The sequence below is a fragment of the Pseudomonas fluorescens genome, from assembly GCF_019212185.1.
Classification (GTDB): domain Bacteria; phylum Pseudomonadota; class Gammaproteobacteria; order Pseudomonadales; family Pseudomonadaceae; genus Aquipseudomonas.
In genome coordinates this window covers 556261-575836 of sequence record NZ_CP078138.1, presented here as the reverse complement: position 1 = coordinate 575836, position 19576 = coordinate 556261, and the positions used below count along the sequence as shown (strand labels likewise).

The window sequence follows — 19576 nt, the reverse complement described above, 5'->3', positions numbered from 1 at the left end:
AGACCGGGAGGCTGCCAGCAGCCTCCCGCTTCAGTCCGGCGAGCCACCCACCTGACGAATATGCCGGGCCATCGCCGCCAGGTCGTGATTGAGTTCGCCCTTGAAATCATGGGACGAGATATAGCCCTCGTAGCGCTCGAAGAACTCGTCGACGTTGGACGCCAGCGGCTTGAAGGCACTGGAGTCGCCCGTGCCGTGCATGGGGAAGAGTTTCGCGTGCAGGTGATCAATGCCATAGCCTTCAAGCATCAGGCCAGTACGGCCAACGCCCGGCAGCGCCCGGTCGATAAGCAAGGCGACTTTCTTCGCCGCTATCACCAACCCCGCCAGTACTTCGTCCGACTGGGCAAACGCGTAGCTGCCATGGTGCTGCCTCGGCACCACCACGGAAAAACCCGGTGTATTGGGGCGAATGGAGAGAAAGGCGACGTGGCCTTCATCCTGCCAAATCAGATGCATCGGCGCTTGGCCGGCGAGCATTGCGCAAAAAATACAATCCATGTGCTGTAAACCTTCCGGGTGATCCCTAATAAACGTTCCGGGCGCTCGTCAATTTACTGCGGGCGCCCGAACGTCTTACAGCACCTGGCGCAAAAACGCCTGCGCCCGCGGATCCTTCGGTGCATCGAAGAATTCCGCCGGCGAGGCGTCTTCCAGCAGTTTGCCGTGATCGAAGAACAGCACCCGGTCTGCCACTTCGCGGGCGAAGCCCATTTCGTGGGTGACGCAGACCATGGTCATGCCTTCCACGGCCAGGGTCTTCATCACGTCCAGCACTTCGCCGACCATTTCCGGGTCGAGGGCCGAGGTCGGTTCGTCGAACAGCATGACCTTGGGTTCCATCGCCAGCGCCCGGGCGATCGCCACCCGCTGTTGCTGGCCGCCGGAGAGGCGCGAAGGGAATTCATGGGCCTTCTGCGCGATGCCGACCTTTTCCAGCAGCGCCATGGCCTTGGCCTCGCGCTCCTTCTTGCCGCGCTTGCGCACGACCTTCTGCGCCAGGCACAGGTTGTCGAGCACGGTCATGTGCGGGAACAGGTTGAAATGCTGGAACACCATGCCGACTTCACGGCGGTAGGCATTGATGTCGGTTTTCGGGTCGGCCAGTTGCAGGCCGTCGATGCTCACCGAGCCCGAGTCGAACTCTTCCAGCCCATTGAGGCAGCGCAGGAAGGTCGACTTGCCCGAGCCCGACGGGCCGATCACCACCAGCACTTCGCCCTTAGCCACTTGCGTGGTGACGTTGTCCACGGCGCGGACGATCTGGCCACGGGTGTCGAAGACTTTTATCAGATCGCGGACTTCAATCACTTTGCGCGAGCCTCCGCTCAAGCCGGCTGGCGATTTTCGACAGCGGCAGGTTGATCAACAGGTACAGCCCTGCCACGCAGAACAGAATTTCGAACGGCGAGAACGAGGTGGTGATGACTTCCCGGCCGCTCTTGAGCAGCTCGGTGATGGCGATCACCGACACCAGCGAGGTGTCCTTGACCAGGCTGATGAACTGCCCGGCCAACGGCGGCAGCACGCGCTTGAAGGCTTGCGGCAGAACCACGTGACGCATCGACTGGCTGGCATTCAGACCCAGGGAGCGCGCGGCCTCGTTTTGCCCACGGGCAATCGACTGCACCCCGGAACGAATGATTTCGGCCACGTAGGCGCCGGTGAACAGCGACAGCGCGGCGATCCCGGCGAACTCGCGAGAGAGGTTCAGGACCGTGCCGATGAAGAAGTAGAAAATGAATATCTGCACCAGCAGCGGCGTACCGCGTACCAGTTCGATGTAGACGATCGACAGGTCGCGCAGGGTCGGGTTGTTCGACAGCCGGCACAGGCCGGTTGCCAGGCCGATCAACAGCCCGAGCACACCCGAGACCAACGACAGCCACAAGGTCGTCCACAGGCCCCACAGCAGCGGTCCGGCAGCCCAATGCCGAGTGACACCGACCACATCGCCTTCAGCCACATCGTCGCCACGCGCCACTTGCAGGCTGTTCTCGTCGACGACCAGCACTTGCTCGGTGCCGGCATCGTTGCGCAGGGTCACTTCAGCCTTGTCGCCCTTGCGCACCAGTTCGCTGACGGTGGAAATGTCGGCGGCGCGCTGGGTTTCCTCGGCGTGGTAGGCGAAGTACTGCGGGACGCGGTTCCAGCGCCATTCGTAGGACATCAGCGAGGTGGCGTAGTACAAAGCGCCAGCCAAGCCGACCAGCACCAGCACGGTCAGGACGTGCCAGGGCCATTGGGCTTTTTTATGTTTCATTGCGGGTTCCGGGGGATTTTTTGTTGCCTGGAAAGCCGTCATCGCGAGCAGGCTCGCTCCTACAGAGGAATGCGTTCTCCTGTAGGAGCGAGCCTGCTCGCGATTGACGCGACGCGGTCTGGCTGACCGGTGTTATTCCATGTCTTTCTGCCAAGCGGTGTCTTTGAACCACTTGTCATGGATGCGATCGTAGGTGCCGTCTTCGTGGATCTGGTGCAGGAAGTTGTTGATGAAGTTCAGGCTGTCGTAGTCGCCCTTCTTCAGACCGAACGCCAGAGGCTCGTAGGTGAACGGCTTGTCGAGGAACACCAGCTTGCCATTGCCCACCTTGTTTACCGCCACCACGTTGTACGGTGCGTCGTAGACGAACGCGTCAGCCTTGCCGTTGACCACGTCCAGCACACCTTCCTGCTCGTTGTCGTAGCCGTGGTACTTGGCCTTGGACATCAGCTTCTTGGCGACCATCTCGCCGGTGGTGCCCAGCTTGGAGGTGATGCGGTAGTCAGCCGTGTTCAGGTCTTTGTAGGACTTGATGGTGCCTTCCAGCTCCTTGCGGATCAGCAGGGTCTGGCCAACTACGATGAAGGGTTCGCTGAAGTTCAGGCGCAGGTTGCGTTCCTGGGTCAGGGTCATGCCACTGCCGATCATGTCGAACTTATCGGTCAGCAGGGCCGGGATGATCCCGTCGTAGCCGGTGGACACCAGTTCCAGCTTGACGCCCATGGCCTTGGTCATGGCCTTGAGCAGATCGACTTCGAAGCCGATGATTTCGCCGCGTTTGTTGGTCATTTCGAACGGCATGTAGGTCGGATCCATGCCGACTTTCAAGGTGCCGCGCTTGACTGCGTCATCGATGGCGCCAGCCTGTGCGGCGTTGACGGTTACCAGTGCAGTGACGCCAAGCAGCAGCATCGAGAGATACTTCTTCATCATCAAAGTCCCCAATCTTTTTGTAGTCAGGCACGCAAATTGCCGTTTTCGTGTGGAAATCCGGCAGATAAGGACAGAAGGCTGTCCAGGCGCACCAAAGAAGGCAGCGATGCTAACGCACTCGTCGACTTGGACAAAGAGGATGAAGGCTTTTGTCGTAGTTCATTGCCTTTGCGGTAAGTAGGAAGAATCGCCAATTGCAGGTACAAAAAAACCCCGCATCTGCATGCGGGGTTTTTTCGTCAGGCCGGTTGTGCCTGCAAGCTCAGGGGTTTGAGCGGCAACAACGGTGCATGGGGGTCGGCTTTCACCGAACCGCGCCAGGCGTCCAGCCACTCGGCGTGACCTTCGCTCCAGACCTGCTCATGCAGGCGGGCCAGAGCCACCGGGTCGCTGAGCAGTTGCAGGCGCTCATGGTTGTTCAGCCCGGCAGGGCCGACTTTCAACGCATGCCGCACGCGCTCGGCACGCAGCCACTCGATCGGCTCGGCCTGGCCGTGACGCGAAGTCGCCAGAGCACACGCCAGAGCGTTCTGCTGCGGATCGACCACGGCCCGGATGAAGCCATCGTTCAGTGCATGCCAACGGTTTTCGTGGGTGTACTGGTCAGTGGCCAGCAAGGCCTGTGGCGGATTGTATTCTTCAGGAATGAGGAACAGGCTCTCGTCACGGGACTTGAGGCCCAGGCCCACACGGCTGGAGATCACCGAGACAGGGATCGACAGCATCAACGAACCGACGATCGGCACCAGCCACCACAGGAAGCTCGGGTTCAGCCAGATCACCAGCAGGGCCCAGAAGAAACCCAGCAGGGTTTGCGGACCGTGGCGCTTGACCGCCTCGCTCCAGGGCGTGGAGTCATCGTCACGCTGCGGCGAATTCCAGGTCGCGGCCCAGCCGAGGAATGCGGCGAGCACGAAGCGGGTGTGGAAAATCATCCGCACCGGCGCCAGCAGCATGGAAAACAGCATCTCCAGCAGCATCGACAGGGTGACCTTGAACTTGCCGCCGAACTCTTTCGCGCCCTTGGCCCAGATCAGGATGATGCTCAACAACTTGGGCAGGAACAGCAGCACGATAGTGGTCGAGAACAGCGCGATGGCCTTGTCCGGGTGCCATTGTGGCCACAGCGGATACAGCTGGCGCGGCTCAAGGAAGTACTGCGGCTCCATCAATGTGTTGACCGCCAGCAGCGCCGTCGACAGCACCAGGAAGAAGAACCACAGCGGCGCCGACAGGTACGACATCACGCCGGTGAGGAACACCGCACGGTGCACCGGGTGCATGCCCTTGACCAGGAACAGGCGGAAGTTCATCAGGTTACCGTGGCACCAGCGACGGTCACGCTTGAGTTCGTCCAGCAGGTTCGGCGGCAGTTCTTCGTAGCTGCCCGGCAAATCATAGGCAATCCACACGCCCCAGCCGGCACGGCGCATCAGCGCCGCCTCAACGAAGTCGTGGGACAGGATCGCACCGGCGAACGCGCCTTTACCGGGCAGCGGCGCCAGGGCGCAGTGCTCGATGAACGGCTTCATGCGGATGATCGCGTTGTGGCCCCAGTAGTGGGATTCACCCAACTGCCAGAAGTGCAGGCCGGCGGTGAACAGCGGGCCATAAACACGGGTCGCGAACTGCTGCATGCGCGCATACAGAGTGTCCATGCCCGACGCCCGAGGCGCGGTCTGGATGATCCCGGCGTCCGGCGTGGCTTCCATCAGGCGCACCAGGCTGGTCAGGCACTCGCCGCTCATCACCGAGTCGGCATCCAGTACCACCATGTACTTGTAGTCGCCACCCCAGCGCCGGCAGAAGTCGTCGAGGTTGCCGCTCTTGCGCTTCACGCGACGGCGACGACGGCGATAGAAGATCTTGCCGAAGCCCTTGGCCTCGCGGCAGACGTCCAGCCAGGCCTGCTGCTCGGCAACGCAGATATCGGTGTCGTTACTGTCACTGAGGACAAAGAAATCGAACCGATCCAGATCGCCAGTCGCGGCGACCGATTCAAAGGTCGCGCGCAAGCCGGCGAATACCCGTGGCACGTCTTCGTTGCAGATCGGCATCACCAACGCGGTACGCGCGTCTTTCGCAATCGCCTCGTTGCCCGCGCTTTTCCCGGAGATACGGTACTTATCGTGCCCGGTGAGCAATTCCAGGAAGCCCATCAACGCGGTCCAGAAACCGGCCGAGACCCAGCAAAACAGAATCCCGAACAGGATCAGGATGCTGGTCTGCAAGGCATACGGCAGCACTTGCGTGGCGGTCTGCAGCAGCGGTTGGTGCATGACTTCTTCAAGGTCGACGAACGACCAGCCCTGGTACGGCATGATGCCTTTCATGTACCAGCCGGCAACGATGGTCTGGCCGAGCATCAGCAGCAGGAGAATGTAGCGTCGGATCGAACCAACGGTGCGCCAACGCGCAGCCGGCAACACCCGCTCATCCTTGGGTGGCGCCGGCGGGTTGGTGCGGCCAGTCAGCCGCCGCCAGCCACGCACCAGGATATTGGTGCGCCATGGCTCGGGCACGACCTTGGTCCGACGGATCGGCGGGGTTGCCTTGAGGCAGACCCGACCGCTGGCGTCGAGCGCGAGCATCTCGGCCTCCTCCAGCTCCTCGGCGGAGTTGAGGGTCAGGCGTCGGCCAACCGAGGCCTGCGCGGCCTCGCTCGGTGCGTCGAAGGTCGAAGACGACAGGCGTTCATGCAGTTCGCTGAAGGACTTGCAGCCCGCCAGTTCGGCGCGCTGCTCATCGGTCATCGGCAGGTGCGCCAAATACTCGCTGAGAGTCTCTGGCTGTACGTGGGAATTACTCATCGGCAGGCAACTGATAGCTCCAGGTCTCGGTCAGGACTTCTTCAGTCGGCGCCGATTCCGGTGTGGCTGGGGCCGCGTCGGCAGCAGCAGGCTGCTTGGCGTCATTCTTGTCGGCCTTATCCTTGGCATCCGCGACCGGCTTGGCTTCGGCCTTATTGGCCTCGGCGGCTTTCGCATCCTTGTCGGCTTTTTCGGCCTGTTTCGCAGCGACCTTGTCAGCTTTGGCCACCGACGAGGTGGAGGCCGGGATCGAGGTCTTGGCCAGATCGGCCGGCACGATGTTCTGCACCAGAGCTGCACGCATCTCGGTGGACTTGCTCGGATCCTTGATCTTCAGTCGCAGGGTCAGGCGCCAGCCCTTGGTTTCCGGGTTGTAGCGCACGCTGTTCTCGACCAGTTCGGCGTTGTCGCCGACGCTGACCTGGCTGCGTACATCGGTATCGGCCGGCAATGCCGCCAGGGACGGACCTTCGAAGTCCACCAGGTAGGCAACGCTGCCGTCCGGCTGACGAATCAGGTTGGACTGCTTGACGTCACCGGTGGATTTCAAGGTCTGGCTGACCCAGGCGCTGTCCGGCGCGTGAATCGCCGCCTCGTCCATGGTCCAGTGCATGCGGTAGGCGAAGTCCAGCGGCTTGCCCGGCTCCGGCATGGTTTCCGGGCTCCAGAAAGCGACGATGTTGTCGTTGGTTTCGTCAGCGGTCGGAATCTCGACCAGGTCGACGGTGCCCTTGCCCCAATCACCTTTCGGCTCGATCCAGGCACTTGGACGCTTGTCGTAGCGGTCGTCGAGGTCTTCGTAGTGGCTGAAGTCACGGCCACGTTGCAGCAGACCGAAACCACGAGGGTTCTCTACCGAGAAGTTGCTCACGGCCAGGTGTTTCGGGTTGTTCAGTGGACGCCAGATCCACTCGCCATTGCCGGCATGGATCGCCAGGCCGCTGGAGTCGTGCAGTTCACGGCGGTAGTTGAGGACTTTCGACGGCTGGTTGGCGCCGAACAGGAACATGCTGGTCAGCGGCGCGATGCCGAGCTTGCCGACTTTGTCACGAAGGAACATCTGCGCCTTGACGTCGACAATGGTGTCGCTGCCCGGACGCAAGGTCAGGCGGTAGGCACCGGTGGCCCGTGGCGAATCCAGCAACGCAAAGATCACCAGGTGCTTGTCGCCCGGCTTGGGCTGTTGAATCCAGAACTCGCGAAAACGCGGAAACTCTTCGCCGGATGGCAAGGCGGTGTCGATTGCCAGGCCGCGAGCGGACAAACCGTAGACGTGATTCTTGCCGACGACGCGGAAGTAACTCGCGCCGAGCATGGTCATGATCTCGTCTTGCTTGTCAGCCTTGTTGATCGGGTACAGCACACGGAAACCGGCATAACCCAGCTGTTCGGTGGCTTTAGGATCGAATTTGAGGTCGCCGAAATCGAAACGATTGGGGTCGTATTTGATCTCTTCGACGGTATTCGCCGTGATTTCGTTGATTTTCACCGGCGTATCGAAATGCATGCCCTGGTGATAGAACGACAGCTTGAACGGGGTCTTCTTGTCCGCCCACTCGGCCTTTTCGGTGAGGAAGCGAATTTTCTGATAATCGGCGAACTTCATCTCGCGGAATTCGTTCGGCAGATTGCTGCGCGGGGCTTCGTACTTCTGCCCGGCCAACTCTTGCGCCTTGGCCGACACGTCGTTCAGATTGAATGCCCAAAGCTGGCCGGCGCTGAGCAGGCACAACAGGGCAGAGCCCGTCGCCAGTGCATTGCGCAACCGTTTGGCAGACAATTTTGGTGCAGTACAGGGACTAACAATCACGAGCAACCCTCGCCGAAAACAGATCAAAAAACCAACGGCCAGCTATCTATATGCCAGGTTGGCGAGCATTGTTCCGACTCCGATGGGGCAAAATGATTCCCCAAACGGTCGCGAACAAGTCTCTACCTAAGTCAAAAATGGGCCAACGAACGCTGATCCCCGTAGCGCGGGATTATCTAGTAGCCCGCGTTACAACGCATCAGGGGTAACAAAGTATTTATTGCGAAAAACCCCTGTTTCATCCCGAAACACGCCGGAAAAGATGTTTCAAACGCTTTCAGGTCTGTAACAGGAAGGTCACCGGGCCATCATTGACCAGGTGCACCTGCATGTCCGCGCCAAATCTGCCTGATGCCACATTGCCATGCAACTGTTGCGCTTTGCCTAATAGATAGTCAAAAAGCTCTTCGCCGAGTGCCGGAGGGGCAGCGGTCGAAAAGCTTGGGCGCAGGCCATTTTTGGTATCGGCGGCGAGGGTGAACTGCGAGACCAGCAGCAAACCACCGCCAACGTCGGCCAAGGACAGGTTCATCTTGCCCTCGGCGTCACTGAACACCCGATAGTTAAGCAGCTTATGCAGAAGTTTGTCGGCACTTGCCCGGGAATCCTGAGGCTCGACAGCGACCAGCACCAACAACCCTTGGTCGACCGCCCCGACAATCTCCCCTGCTACCTCGACGCGCGCACCCCGCACGCGCTGCAGCAGGCCCTTCATGCTTCTTCCGGCGGCAGGTCGAGCAGGCGTCGCGCCATCTGGCTCGCCGCACGTACCAGGGCATCAGTGATGCCCGGCTCAGAAGCCGCGTGGCCTGCGTCGCGAATCACTTGCAGCTCGCTGTTCGGCCAGTTCTGGTGCAGCTCCCAAGCGTTGTCCAGCGGGCAGATCACATCGTAGCGACCATGGACGATGACGCCCGGCAGATGGGCGATCTTGCCCATGTCACGAATCAACTGGTCCGGTTCGAGGAAAGCATTATTGGTGAAGTAGTGGCATTCAATCCGGGCAATCGACAGCGCGCGCTGCGGTTCGGAGAAGCGATCGACCACCAGCGGGTTCGGACGCAGGGTCGCGGTACGACCTTCCCACAGGGACCAGGCCTTGGCGGCGTGCATCTGGGCGATCTGATCGTTGCCCACCAAGCGCTTGTGGAAGGCGCCGAGCAAGTCGTGGCGCTCGTCCTGAGGAATCGGCGCGATGTAGTCCTGCCAGTAGTCAGGGAACAGGCGGCTGGCGCCTGCCTGGTAGAACCATTCGATTTCTTGCGGGCGGGCGAGAAAGATCCCACGCACGATCAGACCATGGACACGGTCGGGATGGGTTTGCGCATAGGCCAGGGCCAGGGTCGAACCCCAGGAGCCGCCGAACAGCACCCATTTATCGATATTCAAGTGCTGGCGAATTTTCTCCATATCCGCCACCAGGTCCCAGGTGGTGTTGTTTTCCACGCTGGCGTGAGGGGTCGAGCGGCCACAACCGCGCTGGTCGAAGGTGACGATGCGGTAAAGGTTCGGATCGAAATAGCAGCGGCTCGCCGCGTCGCAGCCGGCCCCGGGGCCACCGTGAATGAACACGACCGGCAAACCTTCCGGTGATCCGCTTTCGTCGACATACAGGGTGTGGGTTTCATCGACGGCCAGATCATGCCGGGCGTAGGGTTTGATCTGCGGGTACAAAGTCTGCATTGCGCGCTCCGTAAGGGGTCGAGGTCATCCCTGGGGGGACTTCTATTATTCTGCCGTTGGGCATCATAAACCCGAATAGCGCCAATGAGCATGTCCGTGCGAGGTCACAATTTGTCAGCCGTGCGCCCGAGCAGGTTTGCGCAACGGTGACCACCCGTCGACCATGGTTCGCCGCCTGCGCAATGCCCAGGCGGTCAATCGACTTACTTGATGCTGGTCACATCATTCGATCAGGGCAAAAACACACCCACCCTGCTCTTTGCTCTTGCAAAGATAGGTTTGCAACCCGGTGGCAGACGCCGGTTGCAGTTGCCATTTTTTGATATCGAGCAATTTGACGGCCAGGTCAGGCCGAACATCCGGACGATAATGCAAGTCCAGGCGCTCTCCCCCCCTGTTTGTGTACATGCAACGGCTCAGCACACCTCGGGCGATCCCGTTTTGCGGTGTCGTATAAAAAACTGCGCCATCAAAGGTCTTGACCTCATCGACTGAAAAACGGTCGCTTGAACTCGGGCGAGGCGCCGTTGCGGTGCCAACCCATTGCCCTTTTCGGCTGATCGTCAGCGCCGTGTAGATGCCATTGGTATTTTTGATGACTTGAGGCAGAGGGCAATGCTCGATATCAAGCGCCTGGACCTGCTGTGTCAGAAGGATCAAAAACGCCGACACCAGTAATTTTGATTTCATTAACGCGCCTTCCTGAAGTTAATTGCGTGAAAGAGAAAAAGCTCTCGCAGACAATATTTTTTTTCAGAGTGGATGGCGCCGAAATCCGCCTGAATTTGCTGTAGGCCAATTCCTCGATTCACAGCAAAAAAATGATCGCGCATAAATGCGCGATCACGAAGACCGCCAATCAATAGCGCTGCTGACCCCAGGCCAACATCCCTTGCAGCAGTTGCTTGAGCACCACCTGGGTCGGGGCCGCCAGATCCGGGCGATAACGGAACGGCTCGAACTCTTCCATGTAGGTGCACTGCCCCAGCTCCAGTTGCACCGCATGGATGTTGTCAACCGGATTGCCGTAATGGCGGGTGATGTGGCCGCCCTTGAAGCGCCCGTTCAACACGTGACTGTACCCGCTGTGGCCAGCACAGATTGCTTCCAACTCGGTGGCCAGCGTCGGATCGCAACTGGCGCCATTGAAGGTGCCGAGGTTGAAGTCCGGCAGCTTGCCGTCGAACAGGTGCGGGATGATCGAGCGGATCGAGTGGGCGTCGAACAGCAGCGCGTAGCCGAACTCGGCTTTGAGCCGTGCCAGTTCGCTCTGCAGGGTCTGGTGGTATGGGGTCCAGATCTGCTGCAGATAAGTGGCGCGCTCTTCTTTCGACGGCTCCTGCCCCTCTTTGAACAATGCAATCCCATCGAACAGCGTGGCCGGGTACAGGCCGGTGGTGGCGCCGACGTACAGCGGCTTGTCGTCGGACGGGCGGTTGAGGTCGATGACGAAGCGCGAGTACTCGGCCGCCAGGGTGCTGGCGCCCAACTCGGCGGCGAAGTCGTAGAGCTGCGGAATGTGCCAGTCGGTGTCCGGCAGGCTTTTCGCGTCAGCAATCAACCCGGCTTCGACCGCCGGGGTCAGACGGGTACCGGCATGGGGCATGCTGATCAGCAGCGGCACCCGGCCTTGTTTGAAGTTCAGAACCTTATCCACAGCTGCTCTCCTAAATCTCGACTTCGACGCCGTGGCGCACGACGCGTTTTTCCAGTTCGCCGCCCAGCCAGTACGACAGGTCGGCGGGACGATCGATTTGCCAGGCGACAAAATCCGCGACCTTGCCCACTTCCAGCGAACCGTGAGTCTGCTCCATGCCCAACGCCGTGGCGGCGTGAATAGTCGCGCCGGCCAGGGCTTCTTCCGGGGTCATGCGCAAACAGGTGCAGGCCATGTTCAGCATCAAGCGCACCGACAGCGCCGGCGAGGTGCCCGGGTTGAGGTCACTGGCAATGGCAATCTTCACCTTGTGTTTGCGCAAAGCATCCATCGGCGGCAGCTGGGTTTCCCGCAGGAAGTAGAACGCCCCCGGCAACAGCACCGCGACCGTACCGGAGGCGGCCATGGCGATGGCGTCGTCTTCGGTCATGAACTCCAGGTGGTCGGCGGACAACGCCTGGTAACGCGCCGCCAGGCTGGAGCCGTGCAGCGACGACAGTTGCTCGGCGTGCAATTTCACCGGCAAACCGAGTTGCTGCGCGGCAATGAACACTTTCTCGACTTGCGCCGGGGAAAACGCCAGGTACTCGCAGAACGCATCCACCGCGTCCACCAGGCCATCGGCCGCCAGGGCCGGGAGCATCTCGCTGCAGATGTGTTCGATGTAGTCGTCAGCGCGGTCCTTGTACTCCGGCGGCAAGGCGTGGGCGGCGAGGCAGGTGGTGCGCACGCTGATCGGAAACGCTTCGCCGAGACGCCGGGCGACCCGCAACATCTTGCCTTCGTTGGCCAGGTCGAGGCCGTAGCCGGACTTGATCTCGATGCTGGTGACACCGTCGCGCATCAGGCTTTTCAGGCGTTTGGCGGCGCTGGCGAACAGTTGATCTTCGCTGGCCTCGCGGGTGGCGCGCACGGTGCTGGCGATGCCGCCACCGCTGGCGGCGATTTCCGCGTAGCTGACACCTTGCAGGCGCTTCTCGAATTCATCGCTGCGGTTGCCGCCGAACACCGTGTGGGTGTGGCAGTCGATCAGGCCCGGGGTGACCCAAGCGCCGCCGAGGTCGTGGACCTCAGGATAGTAATCGGACGGCAGCTCACGACGTGGGCCGATCCACTCAATGAGCGCACCGGACGTCACGATGGCGGCATCCTCGATGATCGAGTAGGTGCCTTGCGCCATGCTTGCGACGTTACAGTGTTGCCAGAGGGTTTTCATCCCGGGCCTCCGTGGGGTTATCGATGAGAGGTTGAAGCGTCGCGGGCGACTTCGACCGGCTGTGCGGCCGCCGGCTTGACCCACAGTTTATAAGCAATCACCAGCAGGACGATCCATACGGCACCCACCACCAGCGCGGCCTGGGTGTCCGGGAAGTAACCCAGTACACCAAAGACGAACAGCATGAAGACGATCGCCGCGGCCGGCGCATAGGGCCAGAACGGTACCGGGAATTGCAGCGCAGCGACCTGCTCACGGGTCATGGAGCGACGCATGGCGACTTGGGTGACCAGAATCATCAGCCAGACCCAGACGGTAGCGAAGGTCGCGATCGAAGCGATCACCAGGAACACGTCCTTGGGGATCAGGTAGTTCAGCACCACGCCGCCGAGCAACGCAGCGCCCATGACCACTACGGTCATCCACGGCACGCCCTGCTTGGACAGTTGCGCGAAGCCTTTCGGTGCGTGACCTTGCTGGGCCAGGCCGTACATCATGCGCCCGGCGCCAAAGATGTCGCTGTTGATCGCCGAGACTGCGGCCGAAATCACCACGATGTTCAGGACGATTGCCGCAGAGCTGATGCCCAGGCTGTCGAAAATCTGCACGAACGGGCTGCCCTGGCTGCCGATTTGCGGCCAAGGAAAGATTGCCATCAACACGAACAGGGTCAGCACGTAGAACAACAGGATTCGCAGGGGTACGGCGTTGATCGCCTGCGGAATCACCCGTTGCGGGTTCTTGGCTTCGCCGGCGGTGATGCCGATGATTTCGATACCGCCGAAGGCGAACATGACGACTGCCAAGGAAGCGATAACGCCGCCGATGCCATTGGGCATGAAACCGCCATGAGCCCAGAGGTTGCTGACGCCGGTGGCCTGCTCAGTGCTGGCCGAACCGATGCCGAACAGCATGATGCCGAAGCCGCCGAGGATCATCGCGACGATGGCCGCGACTTTCAGCAGCGACAGCCAGAACTCCATCTCGCCAAAAACCTTGACGTTGCACAGGTTCAGCCCACCGATCAGCAGCACGATGCCCAGCACCCAGATCCAGCGCGCGACTTCCGGGAACCAGAAACCCATGTAGATGCCGAAGGCCGTGACGTCGGCCAGGCACACAATGATCATCTCGAAGGCGTAGGTCCAGCCCAGGATGAAGCCGGACATGGGCCCCAGGTAGGTGCTGGCGTAATGGCCAAAGGAACCCGAGACCGGGTTGTGCACGGCCATCTCGCCCAGGGCGCGCATGACCATGAAGACGGCGGCGCCACCAATCAGGTAGGCCAGCAGCACGGCAGGGCCGGCCATTTGAATGGCTGAGGCGGAGCCGTAGAAAAGCCCGGTGCCGATCGCCGACCCCAGCGCCATGAAGCGAATATGTCGGGCGGATAGCCCGCGTTTCAAGCCTTTGTCTGGCTGTTGCATTGCTCGTCCCTATTATTTTTATCGACGCAAAAAACGCATCGCAAACAAACCGACTCCCACAAGTTCAGCGCAATCCTTGTGGGAGCGGCGGTGCGACGATTCGACTTGCCCGCGATGGGACCCTTACAGGCTTGGCAGCAACTTCGCCGTCACCAGTTCATTCAGGCAGCGCGAAGCCAGCAGCTCGCAGGCAGCGTTGATGTCCGGCGCGAAGAAGCGGTCCTTCTCGTAGAACGGCACTTTGGCGCGCAGGATGGTACGGGCTTGTTCCAGCTTCGACGAGGTTTTCAGGCCGTCGCGCAGGTCCAGGCCCTGGCAGGCAGCCAGCCACTCGACTGCGAGAACACCACGGGTGTTTTCAGCCATTTCCCACAAACGCTTACCAGCGGCTGGCGCCATGGACACGTGGTCTTCCTGGTTGGCGGAAGTCGGCAGGCTGTCTACCGAATGCGGGTGTGCCAGTGCCTTGTTTTCGCTGGCCAGTGCCGCCGCAGTCACCTGGGCGATCATGAAGCCGGAGTTGACGCCACCGTTGGCCACCAGGAACGGCGGCAGTTGCGACATGTGCTTGTCCATCATCAACGAAATGCGGCGCTCGCTCAGGGAGCCGATTTCCGCGATGGCCAGGGCCATGTTGTCAGCGGCCATGGCCACTGGCTCGGCGTGGAAGTTACCACCGGAAATCACGTCGCCTTCAGCAGCGAACACCAGCGGGTTATCCGACACGGCGTTGGCTTCGACGGCCAGCACTTCAGCGGCCTGACGGAACTGAGTCAGGCAGGCGCCCATGACTTGCGGCTGGCAACGCAGGGAGTAAGGGTCCTGGACCTTGTCGCAGTTCTGGTGCGAATCAGACACTTCACTGCGCTCGCCCAGTAGGTCGCGGTAGGCTGCGGCCGCGTCGATCTGGCCCTTCTGGCCACGGGCTGCGTGGATGCGCGCGTCGAACGGCGAGCGCGAACCCAGCACCGCTTCAACGGTCAGGCCGCCCAGGGCCAGGGCACCGGCGAACAGGTCTTCACCTTCAAACAGACCGCGCAGGGCGTAAGCCGTCGAGACTTGGGTACCGTTGAGCAGCGCCAAGCCTTCTTTGGCGGCCAGGGTCAGCGGCGTCAGGCCGGCGACTTTCAGCGCTTCGGTAGCTTCCAGCCATTCGCCTTTGTAGCGGGCCTTGCCTTCGCCCAGCAGCACCAGCGACATGTGCGCCAGCGGTGCGAGGTCGCCGGAGGCACCGACCGAACCTTTCAACGGAATGTGCGGGTAGACCTCGGCATTGATCAGGGCGATCAAAGCATCGATCACCAGCCGACGGATACCAGAGAAACCACGGCTCAGGCTGTTGACCTTGAGCACCATGATCAGGCGCACCAGCGCATCGCTGATCGGCTCGCCGACACCGGCGGCGTGGGACAGCACCAGGGAGCGCTGCAGGTTTTCCAGGTCTTCGCTGGCAATGCGGGTCGAGGCCAGCAGGCCGAAACCGGTGTTGATGCCGTAGGCGGTACGGTTTTCCGCGAGGATCTGTTCCACACAGGCCACGCTGGCGTCGATCTGTGCCGAAGCACTGTCGTCCAGGGTCACACGCACCGGCTGTTGATACACGGCACGCAGTTGGGCAAGGCTCAGTTGGCCTGGGATGAGGTTCAGCGCAGTCACATTCATTCTCCTTTTGAGAGTTTTATTAACCAGACGCTCCGGAAGTATCCGTTGTCCGTCGCTTCCCGCTTTTGAGGGGTGGCGCCTTGGCACGCTGGTCTTAGTTAGAAGTCAGTACAAATCGGCAAAAGTCTCTTGCAGCGAGGCCGGGTCTTTCAACAGCACGGTCATTAATCCACGGTTTTCAGCCCACACAAGCAATCTCTGCCGACATCACTGATGTAGGAGCTGGCTGCCCGCCGGCTCCTACGGGTAGTGCGTTACTGGCCGGTAATCATCGGCAGGTTCAGGCCTTGTTCCTTGGCACAGTCGATCGCGATCTGGTAACCGGCATCGGCGTGACGCATAACACCAGTGGCCGGATCGTTGTGCAGCACGCGAGCGATGCGCTCAGCCGCTTCGTCGGTACCGTCGCAGACGATCACCATGCCCGAGTGCTGGCTGAAGCCCATGCCGACGCCGCCGCCATGGTGCAGGGAGACCCAGGTCGCGCCGCTCGCAGTGTTGAGCAGGGCGTTGAGCAGTGGCCAGTCGGACACGGCGTCGGAACCGTCCTGCATCGATTCGGTTTCGCGGTTCGGGCTCGCTACCGAACCGGAGTCCAGGTGGTCGCGACCGATCACAATCGGCGCCGACAGTTCGCCGCTGCGGACCATTTCGTTGAACGCCAGGCCGAGCTTGGCGCGCAGGCCCAGGCCCACCCAGCAGATACGCGCCGGCAGACCCTGGAAGCTGATGCGCTCGCGCGCCATGTCCAGCCAGTTGTGCAGGTGGGCGTCGTCCGGGATCAGTTCCTTGACCTTGGCGTCGGTCTTGTAGATGTCCTGCGGATCACCCGACAGGGCTGCCCAGCGGAACGGGCCGATGCCACGGCAGAACAGTGGACGGATGTAGGCAGGAACGAAACCTGGGAAGTCGAAAGCGTTTTCCACGCCTTCTTCCTGAGCCATCTGACGAATGTTGTTGCCGTAGTCGAAAGTCGGTACGCCCTGCTTCTGGAACTCAAGCATAGCTTTGACGTGAACGGCCATCGATTGCTTGGCGGCCTTGACCACAGCGGCGGGCTCGGTCTTGGCGCGAGCGCGGTACTCTTCCCAGGTCCAGCCAGCCGGCAGGTAACCGTTGAGAGGGTCGTGGGCGCTGGTCTGGTCGGTGACCATGTCCGGGCGCACGCCACGCTTGATCAATTCCGGCAGAATTTCAGCCGCGTTACCCAGCAACGCGATGGAGATCGCCTTGCCTTCCTTGGTGTACTTGGCGATGCGCGCCAGGGCGTCGTCGAGGTCTTTGGCCTGCTCGTCGACATAACGGCTGTTCAGGCGGAAGTCGATGCTCACCTGCTGGCATTCGATGTTCAGCGAGCACGCACCGGCCAGGGTTGCCGCCAGTGGCTGGGCGCCGCCCATGCCACCGAGGCCTGCAGTCAGGACCCACTTGCCGGTGAGGTTGTCGTTGTAGTGCTGGCGACCGGCTTCGACGAAGGTTTCGTAGGTGCCCTGAACGATGCCCTGGCTGCCGATGTAGATCCAGCTGCCGGCGGTCATCTGGCCGTACATGGCCAGGCCCTTGGCATCCAGTTCGTTGAAGTGTTCCCAGTTCGCCCAGTGTGGCACCAGGTTGGAGTTGGCGATCAGCACGCGCGGGGCATTGCTGTGGGTCTTGAACACGCCGACCGGCTTGCCGGATTGCACCAGCAGGGTCTCGTCGTCGTTCAGGTTAGTCAGGCTCTCGACGATCTTGTCGTAGCATTCCCAGTTACGCGCTGCGCGACCGATACCGCCGTAAACCACCAGCTCTTTCGGGTTCTCAGCCACTTGCGGGTCGAGGTTGTTCATCAACATGCGCAGCGGCGCTTCGGTCAACCAGCTCTTGGCGGTCAGCTGGTTGCCGCGAGCAGCGCGGATTTCTACGTCACGAAACTTCGTCGGTTTATTCTCGGTCACGAAAAGCACTCCTCAGCAATCAATCCAAACCAACCCAGGCGGTGGGCGAGCGAGCCGGCGAGCAACAATGCTTGCCAGCGAATCAGTGGACGATGGTCGAGTCTTCGTGACTCATACGCATACGTCTTTACTTGTACATACAAGCATATGCAATCGAGCGGCCAACTTATTGGATAGCCGTTCAATAAAATCTTGGAAATGGCTGAAACGCCACAGGAGCAAGGGTTTGAGCGGCGGATCGCTGCTCGCTCGGTTCCAGCGACTCGGCTCACCGACTGTTACTTGAGCCTGTTTTCGCCCTGATCTGGGGCGTTCGGTAACACGCCGGGTACACAATAGAGCAATCAGGAAACACCCTACGTCATCCCCAGAAGCGCCCTACTCCATCAACCCGGAACCTCGCCGAATACCCATTGACGCTACCTTCGCGAGGATCACCCGATGAAACAGTGGAAAGTCAGAACGCACCTCCTGCTCCTGGCCACACTCCTGCTCAGCAGCATGCTGGGCATTGGAGCAATGGGCCTGTACGGCATGCGCGCCACGGTTCAGGGACTGGAAACGGTGTACCTGGACCGCGTCATTCCGCTACAGGACTTGAAGCGCATATCCGAGCTGTATTCGGCGCAAATCGTCGACGCTATTCATAAAGCACGCGACGGTGCCTATAGCGCCGGCCAGGCCGCAGAGCAGATACAACTGGCGCGGGGCGAAATAAACAGCCTTTGGCGCCGCTACCGCTCAACCCATTTAATTGAGGCAGAACTCCTCTTGATCGAGCGGATCACTCCACTGATGCAAGCCACCGATGCACCGCTTGAAGCCTTGCAGGCAGAACTCAAAGACAACGCCAGCACCGGCTCGGGCCTGGAACAATTCGCCGCCCACCGGTTGTATTCCTTGATCGATCCGTTGAGCGAGCTGTTCAGTCAATTGACCCAGGCCCAACTCGACGAGGCACAGCAACAGTTCGCCCACAGCCAGGATCGCTACGCGACCTACGTGCAACTGATGGCGCTACTTTTGGCACTGACCCTGCTGTGGGGCAGCATCTATGCCCTGCTGTTTGGCACCCGCCTGAACCGCTATCTGGGCGCCGAACCCCACGAACTGGCGAGCATCAGCACCCAGATTGCCCAGGGCCAACTCAGCGAGCCGGCAACTTACGGCGCCGTTTCCACCGGGGTCATGCACTCAGTCGAAGCCATGCGCCGCAGCCTGCGCGGCATGATCGGCAAGGTCCGCGAGGCTTCGCGGCACATCGAGTCCTCGACCCTGAACCTGAGCGTGGCCTGCGAACAGGGCCTGCGTCAGGCCGCTGAACAAAACGCCGCCGCGTCATCAATTGCCGCAGCGGCGGAACAGATGTCCGCCAACATCACCCACATCGCCGACAACGCCGCCCAGGCCCAGGCCACCACGCAAAAGGCCGAGCAGATCACCGCCCTGGGCATCACCAGCATGGAGCGCTCGATCATCGAGATGCAGCAAATCGCCGAACTGGTGACCCAGACCTCAAGCGAAATCGATCAGTTGACCCTGCACTCCAACGCCATCGGAAAGATTGTCGACGTGATCCACAGCATTGCCGAGCAGACCAATCTGCTGGCCCTCAATGCCGCCATCGAGGCCGCCCGGGCCGGCGAACAGGGTCGTGGTTTTGCCGTGGTGGCCGAAGAAGTGCGAGAACTGGCGACCCGCACCACCCGCTCCACCGATGAAATCGTGGCACTGGTGAGCGCCATCCAAAGCGGCATGCGCAAGGCCAACAGCAGCATAAACGCAGGCCGCGAGCGCGTGCTTCAGGGTCAACAATTGATCGACAACGCCGGCAGTTCGATGAATGACGTCAAGGCAGTGCTGGATGCCTCGTTGGAGGCGGTCAGGCAGATATCCCACGCCTTGCAGGAGCAACGCGAGGCCAGCGAGGACGTTGCGCGCAACGTGGAAACAGTCGCCCAGCGGGTCGAGGAAAATGTCACGGCGCAGCAGGATGTGGTCAAGACCATTCATGCCCTGCAGCAGATGTCAGCGGAACTGGAGGTCACCGTTCGAGGCTTCGTCCTCGAACGGCAGTAACGCCGCTTCAAAACCGCAGCGCGCAGCCCAGGCAGGTGCTGCGGTTGCGAAGGCTTAACGTCTAGCAGTTCTGATAGTTATCGGCCCGAGCTGATTGCT

The 19576-nt window shown here is 60.9% G+C and carries 15 protein-coding genes; 1 reads left to right on the top strand and 14 read right to left on the bottom strand.

All coding sequences use genetic code 11. The features are described from left to right. Positions 1-30: 30 nt before the first annotated feature. From KW062_RS02485 to hutU, 14 genes are all read right to left on the bottom strand, one after another. Positions 31-501 (bottom strand): HIT family protein, encoded by a 471-nt coding sequence (locus tag KW062_RS02485; RefSeq protein ID WP_105754057.1) that lies wholly within the window; start codon positions 499-501, stop codon positions 31-33. 75 nt (positions 502-576) lie between these two features. After that, a complete protein-coding gene (locus tag KW062_RS02480; protein ID WP_027617397.1) occupies positions 577-1311 on the bottom strand; it encodes an amino acid ABC transporter ATP-binding protein in 735 nt (244 codons plus the stop codon). Next, on the bottom strand, positions 1304-2263 hold the full coding sequence (locus tag KW062_RS02475) for an amino acid ABC transporter permease (protein ID WP_027617396.1): 960 nt from the start codon (positions 2261-2263) through the stop codon (positions 1304-1306). The genes KW062_RS02480 and KW062_RS02475 overlap by 8 nt, the downstream gene beginning before the upstream one ends. Positions 2264-2395: 132 nt before the next feature. Next, positions 2396-3193, bottom strand: a complete 798-nt coding sequence (locus KW062_RS02470) for a transporter substrate-binding domain-containing protein (RefSeq protein ID WP_105754125.1) — start codon at positions 3191-3193, stop codon at positions 2396-2398. 242 nt (positions 3194-3435) lie between these two features. Further along, the gene (gene mdoH / locus KW062_RS02465) at positions 3436-6006 is read right to left on the bottom strand and encodes a glucans biosynthesis glucosyltransferase MdoH (RefSeq protein ID WP_105754058.1); all 2571 of its coding nucleotides are present in this window, start codon (positions 6004-6006) and stop codon (positions 3436-3438) included. Continuing rightward, positions 5999-7816: a glucan biosynthesis protein G gene (locus KW062_RS02460; RefSeq protein WP_027617393.1), complete on the bottom strand. Its 1818-nt coding sequence runs from the start codon at positions 7814-7816 to the stop codon at positions 5999-6001. Before KW062_RS02460 ends, mdoH begins: the two co-directional genes overlap by 8 nt. A gap of 277 nt (positions 7817-8093) precedes the next feature. Next, positions 8094-8531: a D-aminoacyl-tRNA deacylase gene (gene dtd, locus KW062_RS02455; RefSeq protein ID WP_027617392.1), complete on the bottom strand. Its 438-nt coding sequence runs from the start codon at positions 8529-8531 to the stop codon at positions 8094-8096. Continuing rightward, on the bottom strand, positions 8528-9499 hold the full coding sequence (gene pip, locus KW062_RS02450) for a prolyl aminopeptidase (RefSeq protein ID WP_027617391.1): 972 nt from the start codon (positions 9497-9499) through the stop codon (positions 8528-8530). Before pip ends, dtd begins: the two co-directional genes overlap by 4 nt. Positions 9500-9721: 222 nt before the next feature. Further along, a complete protein-coding gene (locus KW062_RS02445) occupies positions 9722-10189 on the bottom strand; it encodes a DUF3757 domain-containing protein (RefSeq protein ID WP_105754059.1) in 468 nt (155 codons plus the stop codon). Between the two features lie 169 nt (positions 10190-10358). Beyond that, positions 10359-11156, bottom strand: a complete 798-nt coding sequence (gene hutG, locus KW062_RS02440; protein ID WP_105754060.1) for an N-formylglutamate deformylase — start codon at positions 11154-11156, stop codon at positions 10359-10361. A gap of 10 nt (positions 11157-11166) precedes the next feature. After that, the gene (gene hutI, locus KW062_RS02435; RefSeq protein WP_105754061.1) at positions 11167-12372 is read right to left on the bottom strand and encodes an imidazolonepropionase; all 1206 of its coding nucleotides are present in this window, start codon (positions 12370-12372) and stop codon (positions 11167-11169) included. A 17-nt stretch (positions 12373-12389) separates the two neighbouring features. Continuing rightward, positions 12390-13799, bottom strand: a complete 1410-nt coding sequence (locus KW062_RS02430) for an amino acid permease (protein ID WP_105754062.1) — start codon at positions 13797-13799, stop codon at positions 12390-12392. A 123-nt stretch (positions 13800-13922) separates the two neighbouring features. Next, positions 13923-15461, bottom strand: a complete 1539-nt coding sequence (hutH, locus tag KW062_RS02425; RefSeq protein ID WP_105754063.1) for a histidine ammonia-lyase — start codon at positions 15459-15461, stop codon at positions 13923-13925. 254 nt (positions 15462-15715) lie between these two features. Beyond that, positions 15716-17398 (bottom strand): urocanate hydratase, encoded by a 1683-nt coding sequence (gene hutU / locus KW062_RS02420; protein WP_027617386.1) that lies wholly within the window; start codon positions 17396-17398, stop codon positions 15716-15718. A gap of 441 nt (positions 17399-17839) precedes the next feature. On the opposite strand from hutU, the gene KW062_RS02415 reads away from it, so the two are divergent. Then, a complete protein-coding gene (locus KW062_RS02415; protein WP_105754064.1) occupies positions 17840-19477 on the top strand; it encodes a methyl-accepting chemotaxis protein in 1638 nt (545 codons plus the stop codon). Positions 19478-19576 lie beyond the last annotated feature (99 nt).